Below are 15,323 nucleotides of genomic sequence, written 5' to 3' on the forward strand. Positions count from 1 at the left end.
ATCAGTGCACCAATTCGATGCATCAGGCTGCGCATCAAATTGGTGCAATTCATCAACGCACCAATTCGGGGCCCAGCTTGAGATCGAAGCGATGCAGGCCGGCCAGCAAGGCCGGGTAGGCCGCCAGCACCAGGGTGGGGTCACCCTTCACCCCCAGTTCAATGTGCCGGCCATACTGCGGGTGATCCACGCTGGGCAGGCTGAACACCTTGACGCCGGCATGCTCGCGCTCGATGGCCTCCATCAGCGGCGTCAGCATGGCCTCCATCGAGCCAAACACAATGACCGACTTCTCCACATGGGCCACCCGGTTGAACAGATGGGCGTAATGCGTGTCCAGCACCCACTCGACCATCGGCCAGGCCATCACCGGGAAGCCCGGCACAAAGTGCACCGCTCCGCCCCCCTGCCCCACGCAGCTGAAGCCCGGGATTTTGTTGTAGGGGTTTGGAATGATCTGCGCCGAGGCCGGAAACACCCCCATGTTGAGGCGGTGCACGTTGTCGTCGCGCTCGGGCTCATAAGCCAGGCCATTCTCGCGAGCCACATCCTGCATGCGCTCACGGATCAGTTCGGCAGCACGCGGGTGCAGTTGCAGGGGCTCGCCCAGGGCGCGTGCGGCGCACTGGCGGGTGTGGTCGTCGGGGGTGGCCCCGATGCCGCCACACGAGAAAACCGCATCCCCTGAGGCAAAAGCCCGCGCCAGCGTGGCCTCGATGCGCTCGGGCGAATCACCCACATAGTCGGCCCACGACAGCTGCAGCCCGCGGGCGCCCAACACTTCGATGACCTTGGGCATGTGCTTGTCAGCACGCTTGCCCGACATGATCTCGTCACCGACGATGATCAGCCCGAAATTTCGAGGGGCTTCAGGGATGGGGCGGAGGCTCGAGGCCGCCTGGGGTGTTGGGGAGGTGGGTGTTGCGCTCATCCTGCCATCCTACCGGCACCGGCTCGGAAACCACGGTGGTGGCGGCAGAAACCGACTCGGCCCGCAGCCTTTCCAGCGCCGCCAGGCAATAGTGGGCAAACCACAGCGAAGAAAATGCAAAGACCAAGGTGTAGATCCAGATCGCCACCGGCACCAGGATCACAAACGCGGCGGCAAACAAGGCCCCCGAGGCCCACACCAGACTGGGCGCGGCGCCCAGATAACCCGTCATCACCCCGATGGCCAGCAAAGACAGGCGGTGCCGCTTGAACAGCAGCTGCCGCTCGGCCTTGCTGGCATGCACGGCCAGGGCATCGTAGGCCATCACCCGGTAGGTCAGCCAACCCCAGATCAGCGGGGGCAGGATCAAAATCAGCGGCGGCACCAGCCACAGGGGAATGGAGGCCACCAAGGCCACCAACGCCAGCAGCACCGAGCCCAGCGACCAGGCCAGGCTGCCCAGCGTGGAGCCACCGCGCAGGCGCTGCAGCCCGGAAAAACGCCGTTCACCCACCATCGACACCAGCGACGGCGCCATCAACACCGCCACCACCAGCAGCGACACCACCACCAGCACGGGTGTGACCACGGCGATCACGATCAGCGGCGCCACCACGGTCTTGAGCTGCCCCACCCCGGCGCCCTGCAGCCAGGCCCAGAACGAGTTCAGCAGATCGGACGACTCCAGCATCTGCCGCACGCCGTCCACCGCCGGTTCCCAATAAAAATACCCCAGCCCCAGGGCCATGCCCACCAGCAGCAGCAGGGGCAGAAACGACAGGGCAATCACCCGGGGGTGCAGGCAATACACCACCGAGCGCCAGAAAGAATCAAGCAAAAGCGTCATGCCGGCAGCATAACGCCACCGCAGGCCCGGCGGACAGCCACCGGCCCCCGGGCATCAGGCGCGGCCGAACAGCCTTTTCAAGCCCAGCCACTGCTGGGCCAGAAAGCCCTGGCCGTAATCACGCAGCCCCTGCGGCCCGGGCTCCACCTGATCACGCACCCCGGTCGGCTCGAAGCGCAACTCAAAATTGGCGGTGCCGAACAGCATGTCCCACCAGGGCAGCAGCACCCCGAAATTGCAGCCCCCCAGCACGGGCCGGCCCATGCGGCCCCTGAACTCGTGCCCGATGCCGATGGCGTGGTGCATGCGGTGAAAGCGCGGACTCACCCACAGCCGCTCGCCCCAACGGCCAAACCAGCAGCGCAGGTTGGCATGCTGAAAATTCTCGCTGAGCTGGGTGATGGCCACCACGGCCACAAATTGCCCTGGCGCAATGCCGATCAATTGGGACACCACCACCAGAATGCAATCGCCCAGCAGGTCGTCCAGCAGGTGGTTGCGGTTGTCTGTCCACATCGTCATCTGGCGCTGGGAATGGTGCAGCGAGTGCAGGCGCCACCACAGCTCCGACTGGTGCTGGGCACGGTGCACCCAGTAACCGACAAAATCAAACACCACCAGGTACAGGGCCAGGCTCACCCAGGGCAGGTCGGTGATGCCGGGCCACAGTTCGTCCAGGTGAAAGGTCTGCCAGCCTGCCACCCGCAAATGGCCGAACAGCTCATCAAACAGCGGGTCGACCAGGAAGAACAACGCCACCCGTACCAGGCCCAGGCGGTGCAACAAGGTGTAGAGGATGTCGGTGCGCACGGCGGCGCGGTCACGCAACGGTTCGGCCGGCCACAGCCGCTGCAAGGGACCGAACACCGCCACCATCACCAACAGCTGGATCAGCCCCACCAGCAACCAGCCGGTGCCATTGAAGCCGTCTTCCAGAAAGTTGCCCAGGCCGGCGTGGAACATCAAAGGCTGCACCACCGCCTCGAACAGGCCGGTCTGCGCCTGGCCAAACCAATCAATCAAACTGTCCATCATCATTTGAACGGGTCTCAACGCCCGTTGCGGGCCAGCCAATCCCGATAGGCCGGGTGCTCGCGCAAGGTTTCAAAACAAAAACCCTTGGCCTTCAGGCCCTGGATCAGCGGCTCCAGCACCGCGGGCGCCCAGGGGTCGCGGCGCGACCAGATGCCCAGGTGGGCCATCAGGATGTCACCCGCGCGCAGGTTCTTCAGGGCACGCTCCAGCAACTGGGCGTTGCTGAAGCGATCGCTGGGCAGCTCGTCGCCCAGAAAGCCCGCGGGCGCCCAATCCACGTGGGCATAGCCACACTGGCGGGCCGCCGCCAGCAACTGGGGCGAGGTCTTGCCACCCGGCGCACGGAACAAGGGCAAAGGCGCCTGTCCGGTCAGGGTCTGCAGGCGCTGCGAAGATCGGTCCAGCTGTGCGCAATAGGCCGGCCCATCGATCACGGCCTCCCGCCCGGCATCGGGGCCGGCCGAGGGCTTGACCCGGAAGCGCCACTGCCCCGGCGGCGCCGGCAGATCGGCGCGCCAGTAGACGTGGTCGTAGGTGTGACTGGCAAAGGTGTGGCCCTCGGCCGCACGCTCGCGCCACCAAGAGGCCCAGTATTCGCCCAGCGTGCCGTCGCCCTGCTGGGTGGGCTCGTTGGCGGCAAAAAAGGTCACCCGCACCTGCTGACGCTTGAGCACCTCGGCAATCAGGGGCGCCACGCCCATGTGGCCGGTGTCAAAGGTCAGGTAAAGCGGCTTGGCGCAGGTGCCCGCCGCCTGGGCGGCGCCGAAGGCCAGCGCCAACAGCAGCCCGGCCGCCAGGCCAGACCACCGGCGGGCCGGGTCAGCGCGGCGCGTGATCAAGGGTCCAGACCCCATGCGGAGACTTGCCCACGCTGACCTGGCGCAGCACCTTGCGGGTTTCGGTGTCGATCACCGTCATCTTGCGACCCCAGCGCGAACTGAGCAGGATCAGCCGGCCATCGGCCGACACGTCCATGCAGTCCGGCCCGGTGGGGCCCGGCAGCTGGGCCACCACGGACTGGGTCTGCATGTCGATCTTGCTCAGGGTGTTGGCCACCCGGTTGCTCACGTAGATGTGGCGGCGGTCACCCGCGCCACGGAAGGCGTGGGCCCCCTTGCCGGTGGGGATGGTCTTGACCAGGCGGGCTTCCTTGCCCCCGCTGACGTCGTACACCTCCACCCCCTCGCCACCGGTCAGGCCGATGAACAAGGTCTTGTCGTCGGGGCTGCCATACACATCGGCCGGCAACGAGCCGGTCTTGACGCGCCATTTCAAGGTCTGGGTGTTCAGGTCGATGGCCACCAGTTCGTCACTGTCTTGCATGGTCGAGTAGACGATGCTGCTGGTGCTGTCGATCCAAAGGTGGCTGGGGGTCTTGCCGGTGGAGATGCGCTTGGACAGCGTCACGTCCTTGCCGTCCCAGCGGTAGATGTCGACGTGGTTCAGGCGGTTGCCGGCCGTCACCATCCACTTCATGTCGGGCGAGAAGCGCAGCTGATAGGGGTCGATGATGCCGCGCACCGTGCGCTGCACCTCGGCCGTGCGGGGGTCCAGAAAGGTCAGCGAATCACCCAGCGCATTGGCCACGATCAGCGACTTCTCGTCGGGCGTCAGGTACAGGTGATGGGGCTCTTTGCCGGTGGGGATGCGCTTGGTTTCGGTCCAGGTCTGCGGGTCGATCACGCTGATGGTGGCGTCCAGCGAGTTCAGCACAAAGATCGGGTGGGTCAGGCCACCGTTGCTGGAGGCCGCTGCCGCAGCAGCACCGGCAACTGGTGCGGCCGTGCTCGCCGGGGTGCCGGATGCCGCCGTTGCAGCAGTGGCAGCGCCTGCGGTGGCCGCGGCGGCAACCGCCGCCTCCGCCTTGGCGGGTCGCTTGGGGTCGGCTTTTGCGTCGGCCTGTGCCTTGGCGGCAGGCTTGCTGCCGTGGGTGGCACTGGGCTTGGCTGCCGGCTTGGCCTTGGGCTTGACGCTTTCAGTCACCGGCGGCTTGGTCGCCTCAGGGCTGGCAGCGACAGGGTTGGACGCCTCGCCGGCGGTACCGGCTGGCGCCTGGGCCCAGGCGGGTGCCGTGGCGGCCCCCAAAAGCAACGAAGCGGCAATCAAGGCATGCCCACTGGCATGCGAAAAGCTGGAGACACGGCGGCGGGCAAACGACTTCACAAACATCCACTTTCAGATCAGGCCGCCAGTGTAGCCGGGGCTCGGCTGAGGCCTGTTACATCGACACACACAGGTAAGCGATTCGCTCAGGCCTTGAGCAGTTCAAGGTCGGCCGGGCTCAGAAAGCGCCATTGGCCCGGTGCCAGGTCTTCGGGCAGCGCCAGGCCGCCGATGCGCGAGCGGTGCAGGCCTTCCACCCGGTTGCCCACGGCAGCCACCATGCGCTTGACCTGGTGGTACTTGCCCTCCAGCAGGGTCAGGCGAAGGTGCAACGGGCTGGGGGCCTCGCAGGCGGCGGCACGCACGGGCTTGGGGTCGTCGTCCAACACCACGCCGGCCAGCAGGCGCTGCACCTGGCTGTCATCGATCGGGTGCTTGGTCACCACCTCGTACACCTTGGGCACATGCTTTTTGGGCGAGCTCATGCGGTGGATGAACTGGCCGTCGTCGCTCAGCAGCAACAGGCCCGTGGTGTCCTGGTCCAGCCGGCCCACGGCCTGCACACCCTGCACGGCGCTCTTGCTGGGGCGCTGGCGCAGGGCCGCGGGCAGCAGGGTGTAGATGCTGGGCCAGGCCGAGGGCTTTTGCGAGCACTCGGTCCCCGCCGGCTTGTGCAGCATCACGTAGGCCTTCTCGTGGTAGGCCCAGGGCACGCCCTGGACATTGAAGCGCAGGCCCTCGGGCACGAAGTCGCGGGCCGATTCGGTGACCGTCACCGCGGTGTCGGAAGACGCCGACTCGAAGACCTCGACCAGGCCCTGTTGAACCAGGCCCGCGCAGACGCGGCGCGTGCCGAAGCCTTGTGAAAAAAGAATATCCTGCAGTTGCATGGGCCCGATTGTTCCAGAAGTCGCGGGGGCCCCGATGCAGCGCCGGGCCAGTCGGCCGCCCGCTGGCGTTAGGATGGCGCCCGGAAGCCGTGCCGCCCACGCCCGGCGGCTTGCACTGACCCGCCCCACCCCACCCACCCCTCACGCCTCTGCCCATGCGCATCCTGCTGGTCGAAGACAACCGCACCCTGTCAGAGTGGCTGGCCCGCACCCTGCAAAAAGACCGCTACGTGATCGAATGTGCCTACGACGGCGCCGACGCCCACGCCCGCCTGCTCAGCGAGCGCTACGACCTGGTGATCCTGGACCTGGAGCTGCCCGGCCTCGCGGGCGACGAGGTGCTGCGCCGGCTGCGCGCCCGCGACAACAACGTGCCGGTGCTGATCCTGAGTGCCCGCGACACCCTGGCCGGGCGCGTGGCCGGGCTGGACAGCGGTGCCGACGACTACATGGGCAAGCCTTTCGAGGTGGCCGAGCTGGAGGCCCGCATCCGCGTGCTGCTGCGCCGCCACGCCAACCACAAAAACCCCGTGCTGCGCTGCGGCGCACTGGGCTACGACAGCAACACGCGCCTGTTCAGCCTGGGCGAGGGCACGGCCGCCGCGCCGCTGCCGCTCACCCCGCGAGAGCACGCCCTGCTGGAGGCGCTGTTGCTCAAACAAGGGCAGACCGTGAGCAAACAGGCCCTGAGCGAGGCCCTGTTCACCCTGGACGACAACGTCTCGCCCGACGCGGTGGAAATCTATGTGCACCGGGTGCGCAAAAAGCTGCAGGGCAGCGATGTGGCCATCATCACCCTGCGGGGTCTGGGCTACCTGCTGAAGTCCCAGGCCCCTTGAGGCTGCCCATGCCCGCCACCGATCTGCCCCGCCGCTCCAGCCTGCTGCGCCAGTTGATGGGCTGGCTGCTGCTGCCCCTGGCCCTGCTGGCCGCGCTGGACCTGTGGATCACCTACCGCGATGCACGCCACACCGCCACCCTGGTGCAGCAACGCATGCTGCTGGGCGCCGCCCGCATGATCGGGCAGCAGATCGAGATCCAGGACGGCCAGCCCAGCGTGGTGCTGCCACCCGCCGCACTGGAGCTGTTTGCCTCGCCCCACGCCGACCGGGTGTATTACCGCATCACACGCGCCGGCGGCGAACTGCTGCTGGGCTACCCCGAACTGCCGCCGCCCCCACACCCCCCTGCCCCCGATGAGGCCGTGTACTTCGATGCCTGGCAAAACCAGCAGGCCGTGCATGCCGTGGCCTTCAGTCAGCCGGTGCTCAGTGCGCCTGCCCAGACCACGCTGCTGATCGAGGTGGCCCAGACCCTGGTCGGGCGCGATGCCTTGGCCGGCGAAATCTGGCGCACAGCGCTGTGGCGCCAGTTGGGCCTGTTGACCGGGGTGGCCTTGTTGCTGGGGCTGGGGCTGCGCCGGGGCTTGCGGCCCGTCACCGGCCTGCGGGATCAGGTGCTGGCGCGCCAGCCCGGCGCGCTGGAACCCCTGCCCTCGCGCCACCTGCCCACCGAGCTGGCACCGCTGGCCGACGCCATGAACGACTACGCCACCCGGCTGGACCACCACATGTCGGCCCACAGCCGCTTCATTGCGGATGCCGCCCACCAGCTGCGCACCCCCTTGACCGTACTGAACACCCAACTGGTGTTTGCCCTGAGGCAAGGCGACGAAGCAGCACGCCAGGAGGCCCTGCAAGCCGCCCAGACCACCCTGCAGCACGGCATGCGCCTGGTGCAACAGTTGCTCACCTTCTCGGTGGCCGAGGCCGGCCGGGGCCGCACCGACGAACAGGGCCCGGTCGACCTGGGCCAGACCGCCCGTGAGGTGCTGGAGCAACTGGCCTTGCTGGCCGCACAACGCGACATTGACCTGGGCTTCGAGGCCGAGGGCGATGTGGGGCCGGTGGGTGAGCGCTTTCAGGTCACAGGCTCGGCCCGCCTGCTGCACGAGCTGTGCGCCAACCTGATCGACAACGCCCTGCGCTACACCCCACCCGGCGGCGCCGTCACCCTGCGCCTGCGCCGCACGGCAGAGCAGGTGCTGCTGGAGGTCGAGGACAACGGCCCGGGCATTCCGCCCGGGCAGCGCGAACAGGTGTTCGAACGCTTCTTCAGATTGGACAACCAGCACTCGGACGGCTGCGGCCTGGGGCTGGCCATCGTGCGCGAAATCGCCCAGGCCCACGGCGCCCGTGTGCAATTGGGCGATGGCCCGCAGGGGCAGGGCCTGCGCGTCACGGTGGCGTTTGCCGGCCGCACCGTCAAGACAGCCGGGCCCACAGGCTGAGTTCAGGGCAAAGCCAGCGGCCCCAGGCTGGTGTTGGCCTGCTGAACAAAGGTGTTGGTGAAGGTGCGCCCCAGGTCCAGCCGCCGTTCGCGTTGGGCGCGGTTGACCTGCGCGGCCAGGCGCAGCACCTGCTGCGGCCCGCCCTCGGGCATCAGCCCATCGGCCGAGAACATGGCCCGGCTTTCGCTCAAGGCCTTGATGTAGATCGCGGCATCGTCACCCGCCAGGCCCAGTGCCGCCGCCACCTCGGCCGGGGGGCGCTGCTGGATGAAGCGCAGCGCCCGCACCAGCGCCGTGACCAGGCGCTGCACCTCACCGGGGTGGCTGTTCACCCAGGCCGTCTGCATGTACAGCGAGGCAAACGGGTAGCTCTGGCCCAGCGCCTTCTGGGCCGCCTCGGGGCTGCGCAGGTCGACCAGCAGGCGGGCGTCGCCACTCTGGATCAGGCTGCTGGCCACGGGCTCGGTGCTCATGCCGGCATCGATGCGGCCCTGCCGCAGGGCCGCCGCAAATGCGGCCCCGCTGCCCACGGGCAACACGGTGTAGTCCTGGGGCTTCAGCCCATGGCGCTGGGCCAGGGCGTGGGTGAGCAGATGCGTGGCCGAGCTCAGGCCGGTCACCCCCAGGCGCCGGCCTTTCCAGTCGGCTGGGCTGTTGATCACCCCGGCCAGGCGGGTGGCCACCAGTTCCACCTCACCTGGGGCCAGCGTGAACAGAACCACCGACTGCACGGCCTTGCCACGCGATTGCAGGTCCAGCGTGTGGTGGTACGCCCCGACCACCCCTTGTGCGCCGCCCACCAACAGCACGTCTTCGGCATTGGCGCCCGAGGGCTCGGTCAGCAGATCCACCTCCAGCCCCTGCTCGCGGAAATAGCCCAGGTGGGCTGCCAGCCGCACCGGCAGGTAGATCTGTTTCTCCAGCCCGGCCACGATCAGCGCCACCCGCTCGCCTGATCGCTCGGCAGCCCATGCCGGTGTCGATGCGGGCGCCAGCCAGGCGCATCCGAGCAGCAGGCACAGCCAGCAACGCAACAGCTTCATCGGGCAGGCCTCCTTGACGGGGCTCTTCGGGCCCCGGTAAAAGCATGGATTGTCGGGCATCTGGTGCAAACCCTGACCGCACTGAAAGCAGACTGAAAGCCTGCGCACGCTAGAGTCACGCCATCCAAGTGCCCCGACCCTGTCAGGGGCTCGAACAACGAGACAGACAAAGGAAGACAAGCATGAAACGCCGCACCCTGCTCCAACTCGCTGGCGCCGCCAGCCTGCCCGGCCTGAGCCATCTGGCCTTGGCCGACGACAAATACCCCAGCAAAGCCATCACCTGGATCTGCCCCTACGCCGCCGGCGGCAACGCCGACATCCGCTCGCGCCAGGTCGCCAAGGTCATGAGCAGCCTGCTGGGCCAGCCCATCATCATCGACAACAAGGCCGGCGCCGGCGGCAACATCGGCACCGAGGCGATTGCCCGCGGCAAGCCCGATGGCTACACCCTGGGCATGGGCAACCTGGCCCCGCTGTCGGTGAACCACGCGCTGTTCAAGAAGCTCAACTTCGACCCCTTCAACGACATCACGCCCATCCTGCTGATCGAGAAGGGCCCGCTGATCCTGATGGTGCGCAACGATTCGCCCTACAAAACCCTGAAAGACCTGGTGGCGGCCGCCAAGGCCAACCCGGGCAAGATCATCTACGCCTCGGGCGGCATCGGGGGCTCGCACCACCTGAGCGGCTCGCTGTTCGAGCACGCCGTGGGGGTGGACATGATCCACGCGCCCTACAAGAGCGGCTCGGCCGCGGCCACCGACCTCATGGGCGGTCAGGTCGACTTCATGTTCGAGCAGATGTACGCCGCCATGCCCTCGATCAAGGCCGGCAAGATGCGCGCCCTGGGCATCACCAGCAAGACCCGCTCCACCCTGCTGCCCGATCTGCCGACCATGACCGAGCAAGGCTTTGCGGCCGTCGAAGTGCTCAACTGGCAAGGCCTGGTGGGCCCCAAGGGCATGCCGGCCGATCTGGTCAAGCAGCTCAATGCCGTGGGCAACAAGGCCCTGCAAGACGCCGACCTGCGCCAGAAGATCACCAGCCAGGGCAACGAAGTGGGCGGTGGCACGCCAGAAGCCTTTGCCGCCCTGATCAAGGCCGAGGCCCCGCGCTGGGCCAAGGTGGTGCGCGACGCGAAGATCGAACCCGAATGATCGACAGAGCCTGATCCAGCACGCTGGATCCCCCGCCTCACAACGGCCCGCCTTGGCGGGCCGTGTCGTTTCAGGCAAAGCTGAAGGCCGCGCTCAGGTCCCCCGGCGGGCGCTCGCCCCGGGCGCGGAAGGCCGCATCGCGGGCCGCCAGGCCCTCCAGCAGCGGCAGCCCGTGCAGCCGGGTGATGAAGCGCAGGATCGAGGTGGTGTCGTAGAAGGTGTGGTCCACATGGCCCTTTTTGACATGCGGCGACACCAGCAGGGCCGGCACGCGCGAGCCCGGGCCCCAGCGGTCGCCGGGCGGCGGGGCCACCGGGTCCCACCAGCCGCCGTTTTCGTCAAAGGTCACCACCACCAGCATGTGGGGCCAATGCGGGCTCTTTTTCAGGTGCTCGATCACATTGGCCACGTGCTGGTCGCCCGACTCCACGTCCGAATACCCGGCATGCAGGTTCAGATTGCCCTGCGGCTTGTAGAAGGTGACCGCAGGCAAGCGGCCGGCCACCACATCGGCCAGAAAGTGGTTGGAGATGGGGCTGTCACCGGTGCCGCCATCGCGCAGGTGCAGCACGCGCTCGGCCGTGCCCGGGCCGAACTGCTTGAAGTAATTGAGGGGCTGGTGGTGGTACTGGAAGTTGGGCCGCTCGCCCCCGCCCTTGTGGTCCACGGCGGCTTGCCAAGCGCCGCCGTACCAGGCCCAGCTCACGCCCTTGCGCGACAGCAGGTCGCCGATGGTGTCGTAGGTCTGGGGCGGCAGGGTGCGCGCGTCGTCGGGGTCGGCCAGGGCCGGGTCGCCGCCCGGGGCCGGCTTGATGTAACTGGGCTGGAACGGCGGCGCCATGGTGTTGACGGCATAGCCGTCGGGGGTGATGGCGCCGTCGTTCACGTACTTGGGCTTGCCGTCCAGGGCCGAGGCCGGGCTGTCGGGCGCCAGGGCCAGGCGGGCGCCGGTGGGGCCGCCCTCGGTCACGGCGATGCGGCTGCGTGCCGCAGTGTTGGCGGCATTGAAGTACTCGGGCGTGCGCCCCGACACCAAAAACTGGTGGTTCAGGTACGAGCCCCCAAAGGCCGCCATGAAAAAGCGATCGCACAAGGTGTACTGCTGGGCCAGCTTCCACAAGCCCAGTTGCTGGCGTGAGGCACCGTAGTACCCCATCACCAGCCCGCCCGCATCGGACCAGGCCACGAACTCGTCGTTCTTGCCGCCATGGATCTGCATCTGGTTCTGATAGAACAGGTGGCACAGATCGCGGGTGATCACCGACTCGGGCAGGGGCTGCCCTTCGGCATCCTTGAGCACGTAGGGCGCATTGGGCAGCCCGCTGATCTTGCTCTCGTCGATCATGTAGGTCTTGCCGCCCAGGCTCTGGCTGCGCGGCACCATGCCGCCCCACACCTTGGGCAGGCTGGGCAGGGGCTGGCCATTGCGGTCACGCTGCAGCACCCGCTCGGCGGGCAGGCTGGACAAGGGCTCCAGCGTGCCCGGGAAGTCGGCAAACAGGTTGTTGAAGCTGCGGTTTTCCAGGTAGATGACCACCACGTGCTGGATGTGGCGCTGCAACTGCTGCTGCAACGAGCGCGCTGGCGGCCGTGGAGCGGCAGCGGGCTGACCAGCCGCCTGCGCCTGGCTGGCGGCCAGGCCGCCGGCGGCGGCGGCACCCGCCCCGGCCTGCAACAGGCGCCGCCGCGAGGGGCTGCTGGGTGAATCTGAATCGGGCTCAGACAGGCGGGTGGCGCGGCCCTGCGGCTGATCGGATGCTTGGCTCATGAAGGTCCCCTGGTGGCAATGCCCACCACCGGACGGCGGGCCGGCCGCCATTTTGACGCAAGCGCCAGGGGCTGCCACCCGGCACCCGGGCTCGAGATCAGTCGTCGCGGCGCCGGATGGCCCAGGCCCCGGCCAGCACCGTGAAGGTGATCACGATGCCCACGATCACCGCAAAGCCATGGGGATGGTCGGCCAACGGAATGCCGCCCACATTCATGCCCAGCAAGCCGGCCACCAGGTTGATGGGCAGGGCCAGCACGGTGACCATGGTCAGGGTGAACACGCTGCGGTTGGTCTGCTCGCCCACCTGGGCCTCGATCTCTTCCTGCAGCAGGCGGATGCGCTCTTGCAGCTCGGCCGCGTCGCGGATCACCAGCGAGAACTCTTCGGTGGCCTGGCGCAGTTCCTCCAGGTCTTCGGGCGTGATCCAGGGCGGTGGGCGGCGCAGCAGGCGAAACAAGGCCCCTGGCTCGGGCGCCAGCAGCCGCTGCAGTCGCACCAGCACGCGACGCAGCTGGCCCAGCTCGGCCCGCTTGCGTTGCAGGCGACCCAGCAGCAACTGGTCTTCCACATGGTCCACCTGCAGGGTGGCCTGGCGCACGATGCGCAGCAGCACATCGCCCTGGTCGTGCATGAGGCGGTTCAAGAAGGCCACCGACGAGCCGAACACATGGCCATCACGCACCGACTGGCGCAACACGTCGATGGTGCGCAACGGGTGCAGGCGCGCGGTCACGGCCAGGTGCGGGCCCACGTGCACCCACAGGGTCTCGATGTCGGAGGGGTCGAAAGAAAACTCGTAGGCCACATCGTTGACCACCGCCACCAGGGTGTCGTCGGCGTCTTCGATGCGGGTGGAGCGCGAGCCCTCGTGCAGGGCCTCAAAGAATTCGGGCACCACCGGCAGGTGCTTGCGGATCCAGGTCTCGGCCGCCGCATCGCTGAGCTTGAAATGCAGCCAGACAAATTCGCCCGGGGCACGCGGGCCGGGCGCGGCCAGCCATTCCAGGGCCTCGTCCAAACCCAGCTCTTGCCCACGGGCACCAGCCTCAAAGCGGTAGCCGCAGATCAGGCCGTTGCGCGAGGCGCTGTGGGGCGGCTTCATGGGGCGCCCCACCGGCGGCAGGCCCTGGCCCGTGCTGCCCATGCCATGGCTCAGTACACCTGGGGCACGATCATGTCGGCAGGCACGGGGTTGCGCAGGTAGTCTTCGTGGCGCTGGCGCTGGGGCAGCTCGATGGTGGGGTGCTGCACCTCTTCGTAGGGCATCTGGCTCAGCAGGTGGCTGATGCAATTGAGGCGGGCCTTCTTTTTGTCGTCGGCCTGCACGATCCACCAGGGCGCTTCGGGGATGTGGGTGCGCTCCAGCATGGTCTCTTTGGCCTTGGTGTAGTCCTCCCAGCGGCGGCGCGACTCCAGGTCCATGGGGCTGAGCTTCCATTGCTTGAGCGGGTCGTGGATGCGGCCCAGAAAGCGCAGGCGCTGCTCGTCGTCCGAGATCGAGAACCAGTACTTGATCAGCTGAATGCCCGAGCGCACCAGCATGCGTTCGAACTCGGGCGCCGAGCGGAAGAACTCTTCGTACTGGTCGTCATTGCAGAAGCCCATCACGCGCTCCACCCCGGCGCGGTTGTACCAGCTGCGGTCAAACAGCACCATCTCGCCCGCGGCCGGCAGGTGGGCCGTGTAGCGCTGAAAGTACCACTGGGTGCGCTCGCGGTCGTTGGGGGCCGGCAGGGCCGCCACTCGGCACACGCGCGGGTTCAGGCGCTGGGTGATGCGCTTGATCACGCCGCCCTTGCCGGCGGCGTCGCGCCCCTCGAACACGATCACCACCTTGTGGCCGCTGGCCACCACCCAGTCCTGCAGCTTGACCAGTTCGGCCTGCAGGCGGAACAGCTCGCGAAAGTACAGCCGGCGCAACTCGCGGTACTCGCTGGTCTGCACCGACTCAGCGCCGCCGGTGTACTGGTCGATGTCGCGGTCTTCGAGTTCGAGTTCAAGCTCTTCGTCGTAGCTGTCGTGGGCTTCCTGATGGATGCGGCGGATGAGTTCGTCGTCAGAGATCAAAGCGGGACCTTATGAAGCAAAGCCCCGATAACGTACCCACCCTGTGTGTCCGCTTCATGACAAAGCTGGCACAGCTCAGCCCCCGTCAGCCCCCGTCAGCCCCCCTCAGCCCATTACCGCGTGCGCCACCTGCATGTAGAACGGCACCCCCAGCAGCACGTTGAGCGGAAAGGTCAGGCCCAGCGACAACCCGAAATACAGCGCCTGATTGGCTTCGGGCACGGCATAGCGCAGCACGGCCGGCACAGCGATGTACGAAGCGCTGCCCGCCAACACCATCAACAGGCCGGCATCGCCCGCCGGCAAACCGGCCAGCCAGGCCAGGCCCAGGCCCAGAAAGGCGTGGGTGAACGGCCCCAGCACGGCATACAACAGCACCCAGGGCGATTGCCCGCGCAACTGGGGCAGTTGGCGCGCCGCGTTCAAGCCCATGTCGAGCATGAAGAAGGCCAGCATGCCCTTGAACAGATCGCCCGAGAAAGGTTGCATGGCGGACTTGCCGGCATCGCCCGACACCAGGCCCACCACCATGGCCCCCAGCAACAGCAACTGGGCGCCATCGGTGAAAGACTCGTGCAGCAGGTGGCCGATGCGATGGCCCGGTGCCCCACCCTGGCCGCCCCAGCCCCCCGCGCTGAGGCTGGCAGTGCCGCCCCCATTGAGCTGCACCGTGGCGGCGGTGCGGCCTTGGCGCAGGTGGTTGGCCATCAGCACGGCCAACACGATGGCCGGCGACTCCATCAAGGCCATGGCGGCGGCCATGTGGCCGCCATAGGGCAGGCCATTGCGCTCCAGGTAGGCCACGGCGGTGATGAAGGTCACCGCGCTGACCGAACCATAGGTGCTGGCCACGGCCAGGGCATCAAAGGGCTTCAGGATGCGGCGCAACACCAGGTAGCCGAGCGCCGGCACGGCCAGGGCCAGCAGCACGGCACTGAGCAGGCTGGCCAGCACCTCGCCACTGAAGCCCGAGTGGGCCAGCGCGAAGCCGCCCTTCAGGCCCAAGGCCATCAGCAGGTAAAGCGACAGAAAACGCGACACCGCCGCCGGGATCTCCAGATTGGAGCGCACCAGGCCGGCCATCACCCCGAAGACAAAAAACAGAATGGCTGGATCCAACAGGTTTTGCATGAATGACTCCTCAATGCAGCGATGTTAGAAAAGCCAACCCATTAAGTAAAATCAG

The 15,323-nt window shown here is 67.4% G+C and carries 13 protein-coding genes and 1 pseudogene; 3 read left to right on the top strand and 11 right to left on the bottom strand.

The features are described from left to right. Positions 1-52: 52 nt before the first annotated feature. The 6 genes and pseudogenes from AC07VS_RS23145 to AC07VS_RS23170 form a co-directional block, all read right to left on the bottom strand. Positions 53-931 carry a competence/damage-inducible protein A gene (locus tag AC07VS_RS23145; protein ID WP_492347049.1) on the bottom strand — a complete coding sequence of 293 codons (879 nt, stop codon included), beginning with the start codon at positions 929-931 and terminating at the stop codon, positions 53-55. Beyond that, positions 870-1,778, bottom strand: a complete 909-nt coding sequence (locus AC07VS_RS23150; RefSeq protein ID WP_494752127.1) for an EI24 domain-containing protein — start codon at positions 1,776-1,778, stop codon at positions 870-872. The genes AC07VS_RS23145 and AC07VS_RS23150 overlap by 62 nt, the downstream gene beginning before the upstream one ends. Before the next feature lie 54 nt (positions 1,779-1,832). Continuing rightward, positions 1,833-2,810: a sterol desaturase family protein gene (locus AC07VS_RS23155; protein ID WP_494752128.1), complete on the bottom strand. Its 978-nt coding sequence runs from the start codon at positions 2,808-2,810 to the stop codon at positions 1,833-1,835. 17 nt (positions 2,811-2,827) lie between these two features. Then, positions 2,828-3,667, bottom strand: a complete 840-nt coding sequence (locus AC07VS_RS23160; protein ID WP_494752129.1) for a polysaccharide deacetylase family protein — start codon at positions 3,665-3,667, stop codon at positions 2,828-2,830. Next, positions 3,633-4,688, bottom strand: a pseudogene (locus tag AC07VS_RS23165) (YncE family protein); the annotation flags it as partial. The pseudogene AC07VS_RS23165 and the gene AC07VS_RS23160, both read right to left, overlap by 35 nt. Positions 4,689-5,062: 374 nt before the next feature. Further along, entirely contained in the window at positions 5,063-5,806 is a 744-nt protein-coding gene (locus AC07VS_RS23170) for a 16S rRNA pseudouridine(516) synthase (RefSeq protein WP_492347045.1), read from the bottom strand. A gap of 155 nt (positions 5,807-5,961) precedes the next feature. Between AC07VS_RS23170 and AC07VS_RS23175 the strand changes: the two genes are divergently transcribed. Continuing rightward, complete coding sequence (locus AC07VS_RS23175; RefSeq protein WP_494752130.1) at positions 5,962-6,645, top strand: response regulator; 684 nt, start codon at positions 5,962-5,964, stop codon at positions 6,643-6,645. A gap of 8 nt (positions 6,646-6,653) precedes the next feature. Continuing rightward, a complete protein-coding gene (locus AC07VS_RS23180) occupies positions 6,654-8,096 on the top strand; it encodes a sensor histidine kinase (RefSeq protein ID WP_494752131.1) in 1,443 nt (480 codons plus the stop codon). Positions 8,097-8,098: 2 nt separating this feature from the next. Here the strand turns inward: AC07VS_RS23180 and AC07VS_RS23185 are convergent, their stop codons facing one another. Continuing rightward, positions 8,099-9,139 carry an ABC transporter substrate-binding protein gene (locus AC07VS_RS23185; protein WP_494752132.1) on the bottom strand — a complete coding sequence of 347 codons (1,041 nt, stop codon included), beginning with the start codon at positions 9,137-9,139 and terminating at the stop codon, positions 8,099-8,101. 182 nt (positions 9,140-9,321) lie between these two features. Here AC07VS_RS23185 and AC07VS_RS23190 point away from each other — a divergent pair, with 182 nt between their 5' ends. Continuing rightward, a complete protein-coding gene (locus AC07VS_RS23190; RefSeq protein ID WP_492347041.1) occupies positions 9,322-10,299 on the top strand; it encodes a Bug family tripartite tricarboxylate transporter substrate binding protein in 978 nt (325 codons plus the stop codon). A gap of 70 nt (positions 10,300-10,369) precedes the next feature. Here AC07VS_RS23190 and AC07VS_RS23195 read toward each other — a convergent pair whose 3' ends face one another. The 4 genes from AC07VS_RS23195 to AC07VS_RS23210 form a co-directional block, all read right to left on the bottom strand. Next, entirely contained in the window at positions 10,370-12,067 is a 1,698-nt protein-coding gene (locus tag AC07VS_RS23195) for an acid phosphatase (protein WP_494752133.1), read from the bottom strand. A 97-nt stretch (positions 12,068-12,164) separates the two neighbouring features. Then, positions 12,165-13,172: a transporter gene (locus AC07VS_RS23200; protein WP_492347067.1), complete on the bottom strand. Its 1,008-nt coding sequence runs from the start codon at positions 13,170-13,172 to the stop codon at positions 12,165-12,167. Positions 13,173-13,222: 50 nt separating this feature from the next. Beyond that, positions 13,223-14,134: a polyphosphate kinase 2 gene (gene ppk2 / locus AC07VS_RS23205; protein WP_494656529.1), complete on the bottom strand. Its 912-nt coding sequence runs from the start codon at positions 14,132-14,134 to the stop codon at positions 13,223-13,225. 108 nt (positions 14,135-14,242) lie between these two features. Next, on the bottom strand, positions 14,243-15,268 hold the full coding sequence (locus tag AC07VS_RS23210; protein WP_494752134.1) for a sodium-dependent bicarbonate transport family permease: 1,026 nt from the start codon (positions 15,266-15,268) through the stop codon (positions 14,243-14,245). Positions 15,269-15,323 lie beyond the last annotated feature (55 nt).

This window comes from Curvibacter sp. GW821-FHT01G03 (assembly GCF_059422285.1).

Coding starts and splice junctions, on each gene's coding strand:
- AC07VS_RS23210 (WP_494752134.1), bottom strand. CDS start 15,268: ATGCAAAACCTGTTGGATCCAGCCATTCTGTTTTTTGTCTTCGGGGTG.
- AC07VS_RS23200 (WP_492347067.1), bottom strand. CDS start 13,172: ATGAAGCCGCCCCACAGCGCCTCGCGCAACGGCCTGATCTGCGGCTAC.
- AC07VS_RS23195 (WP_494752133.1), bottom strand. CDS start 12,067: ATGAGCCAAGCATCCGATCAGCCGCAGGGCCGCGCCACCCGCCTGTCT.
- AC07VS_RS23160 (WP_494752129.1), bottom strand. CDS start 3,667: ATGGGGTCTGGACCCTTGATCACGCGCCGCGCTGACCCGGCCCGCCGG.
- AC07VS_RS23185 (WP_494752132.1), bottom strand. CDS start 9,139: ATGAAGCTGTTGCGTTGCTGGCTGTGCCTGCTGCTCGGATGCGCCTGG.
- AC07VS_RS23155 (WP_494752128.1), bottom strand. CDS start 2,810: ATGGACAGTTTGATTGATTGGTTTGGCCAGGCGCAGACCGGCCTGTTC.
- AC07VS_RS23145 (WP_492347049.1), bottom strand. CDS start 931: ATGAGCGCAACACCCACCTCCCCAACACCCCAGGCGGCCTCGAGCCTC.
- AC07VS_RS23180 (WP_494752131.1), top strand. CDS start 6,654: ATGCCCGCCACCGATCTGCCCCGCCGCTCCAGCCTGCTGCGCCAGTTG.
- AC07VS_RS23190 (WP_492347041.1), top strand. CDS start 9,322: ATGAAACGCCGCACCCTGCTCCAACTCGCTGGCGCCGCCAGCCTGCCC.
- AC07VS_RS23150 (WP_494752127.1), bottom strand. CDS start 1,778: ATGACGCTTTTGCTTGATTCTTTCTGGCGCTCGGTGGTGTATTGCCTG.
- AC07VS_RS23175 (WP_494752130.1), top strand. CDS start 5,962: ATGCGCATCCTGCTGGTCGAAGACAACCGCACCCTGTCAGAGTGGCTG.
- AC07VS_RS23170 (WP_492347045.1), bottom strand. CDS start 5,806: ATGCAACTGCAGGATATTCTTTTTTCACAAGGCTTCGGCACGCGCCGC.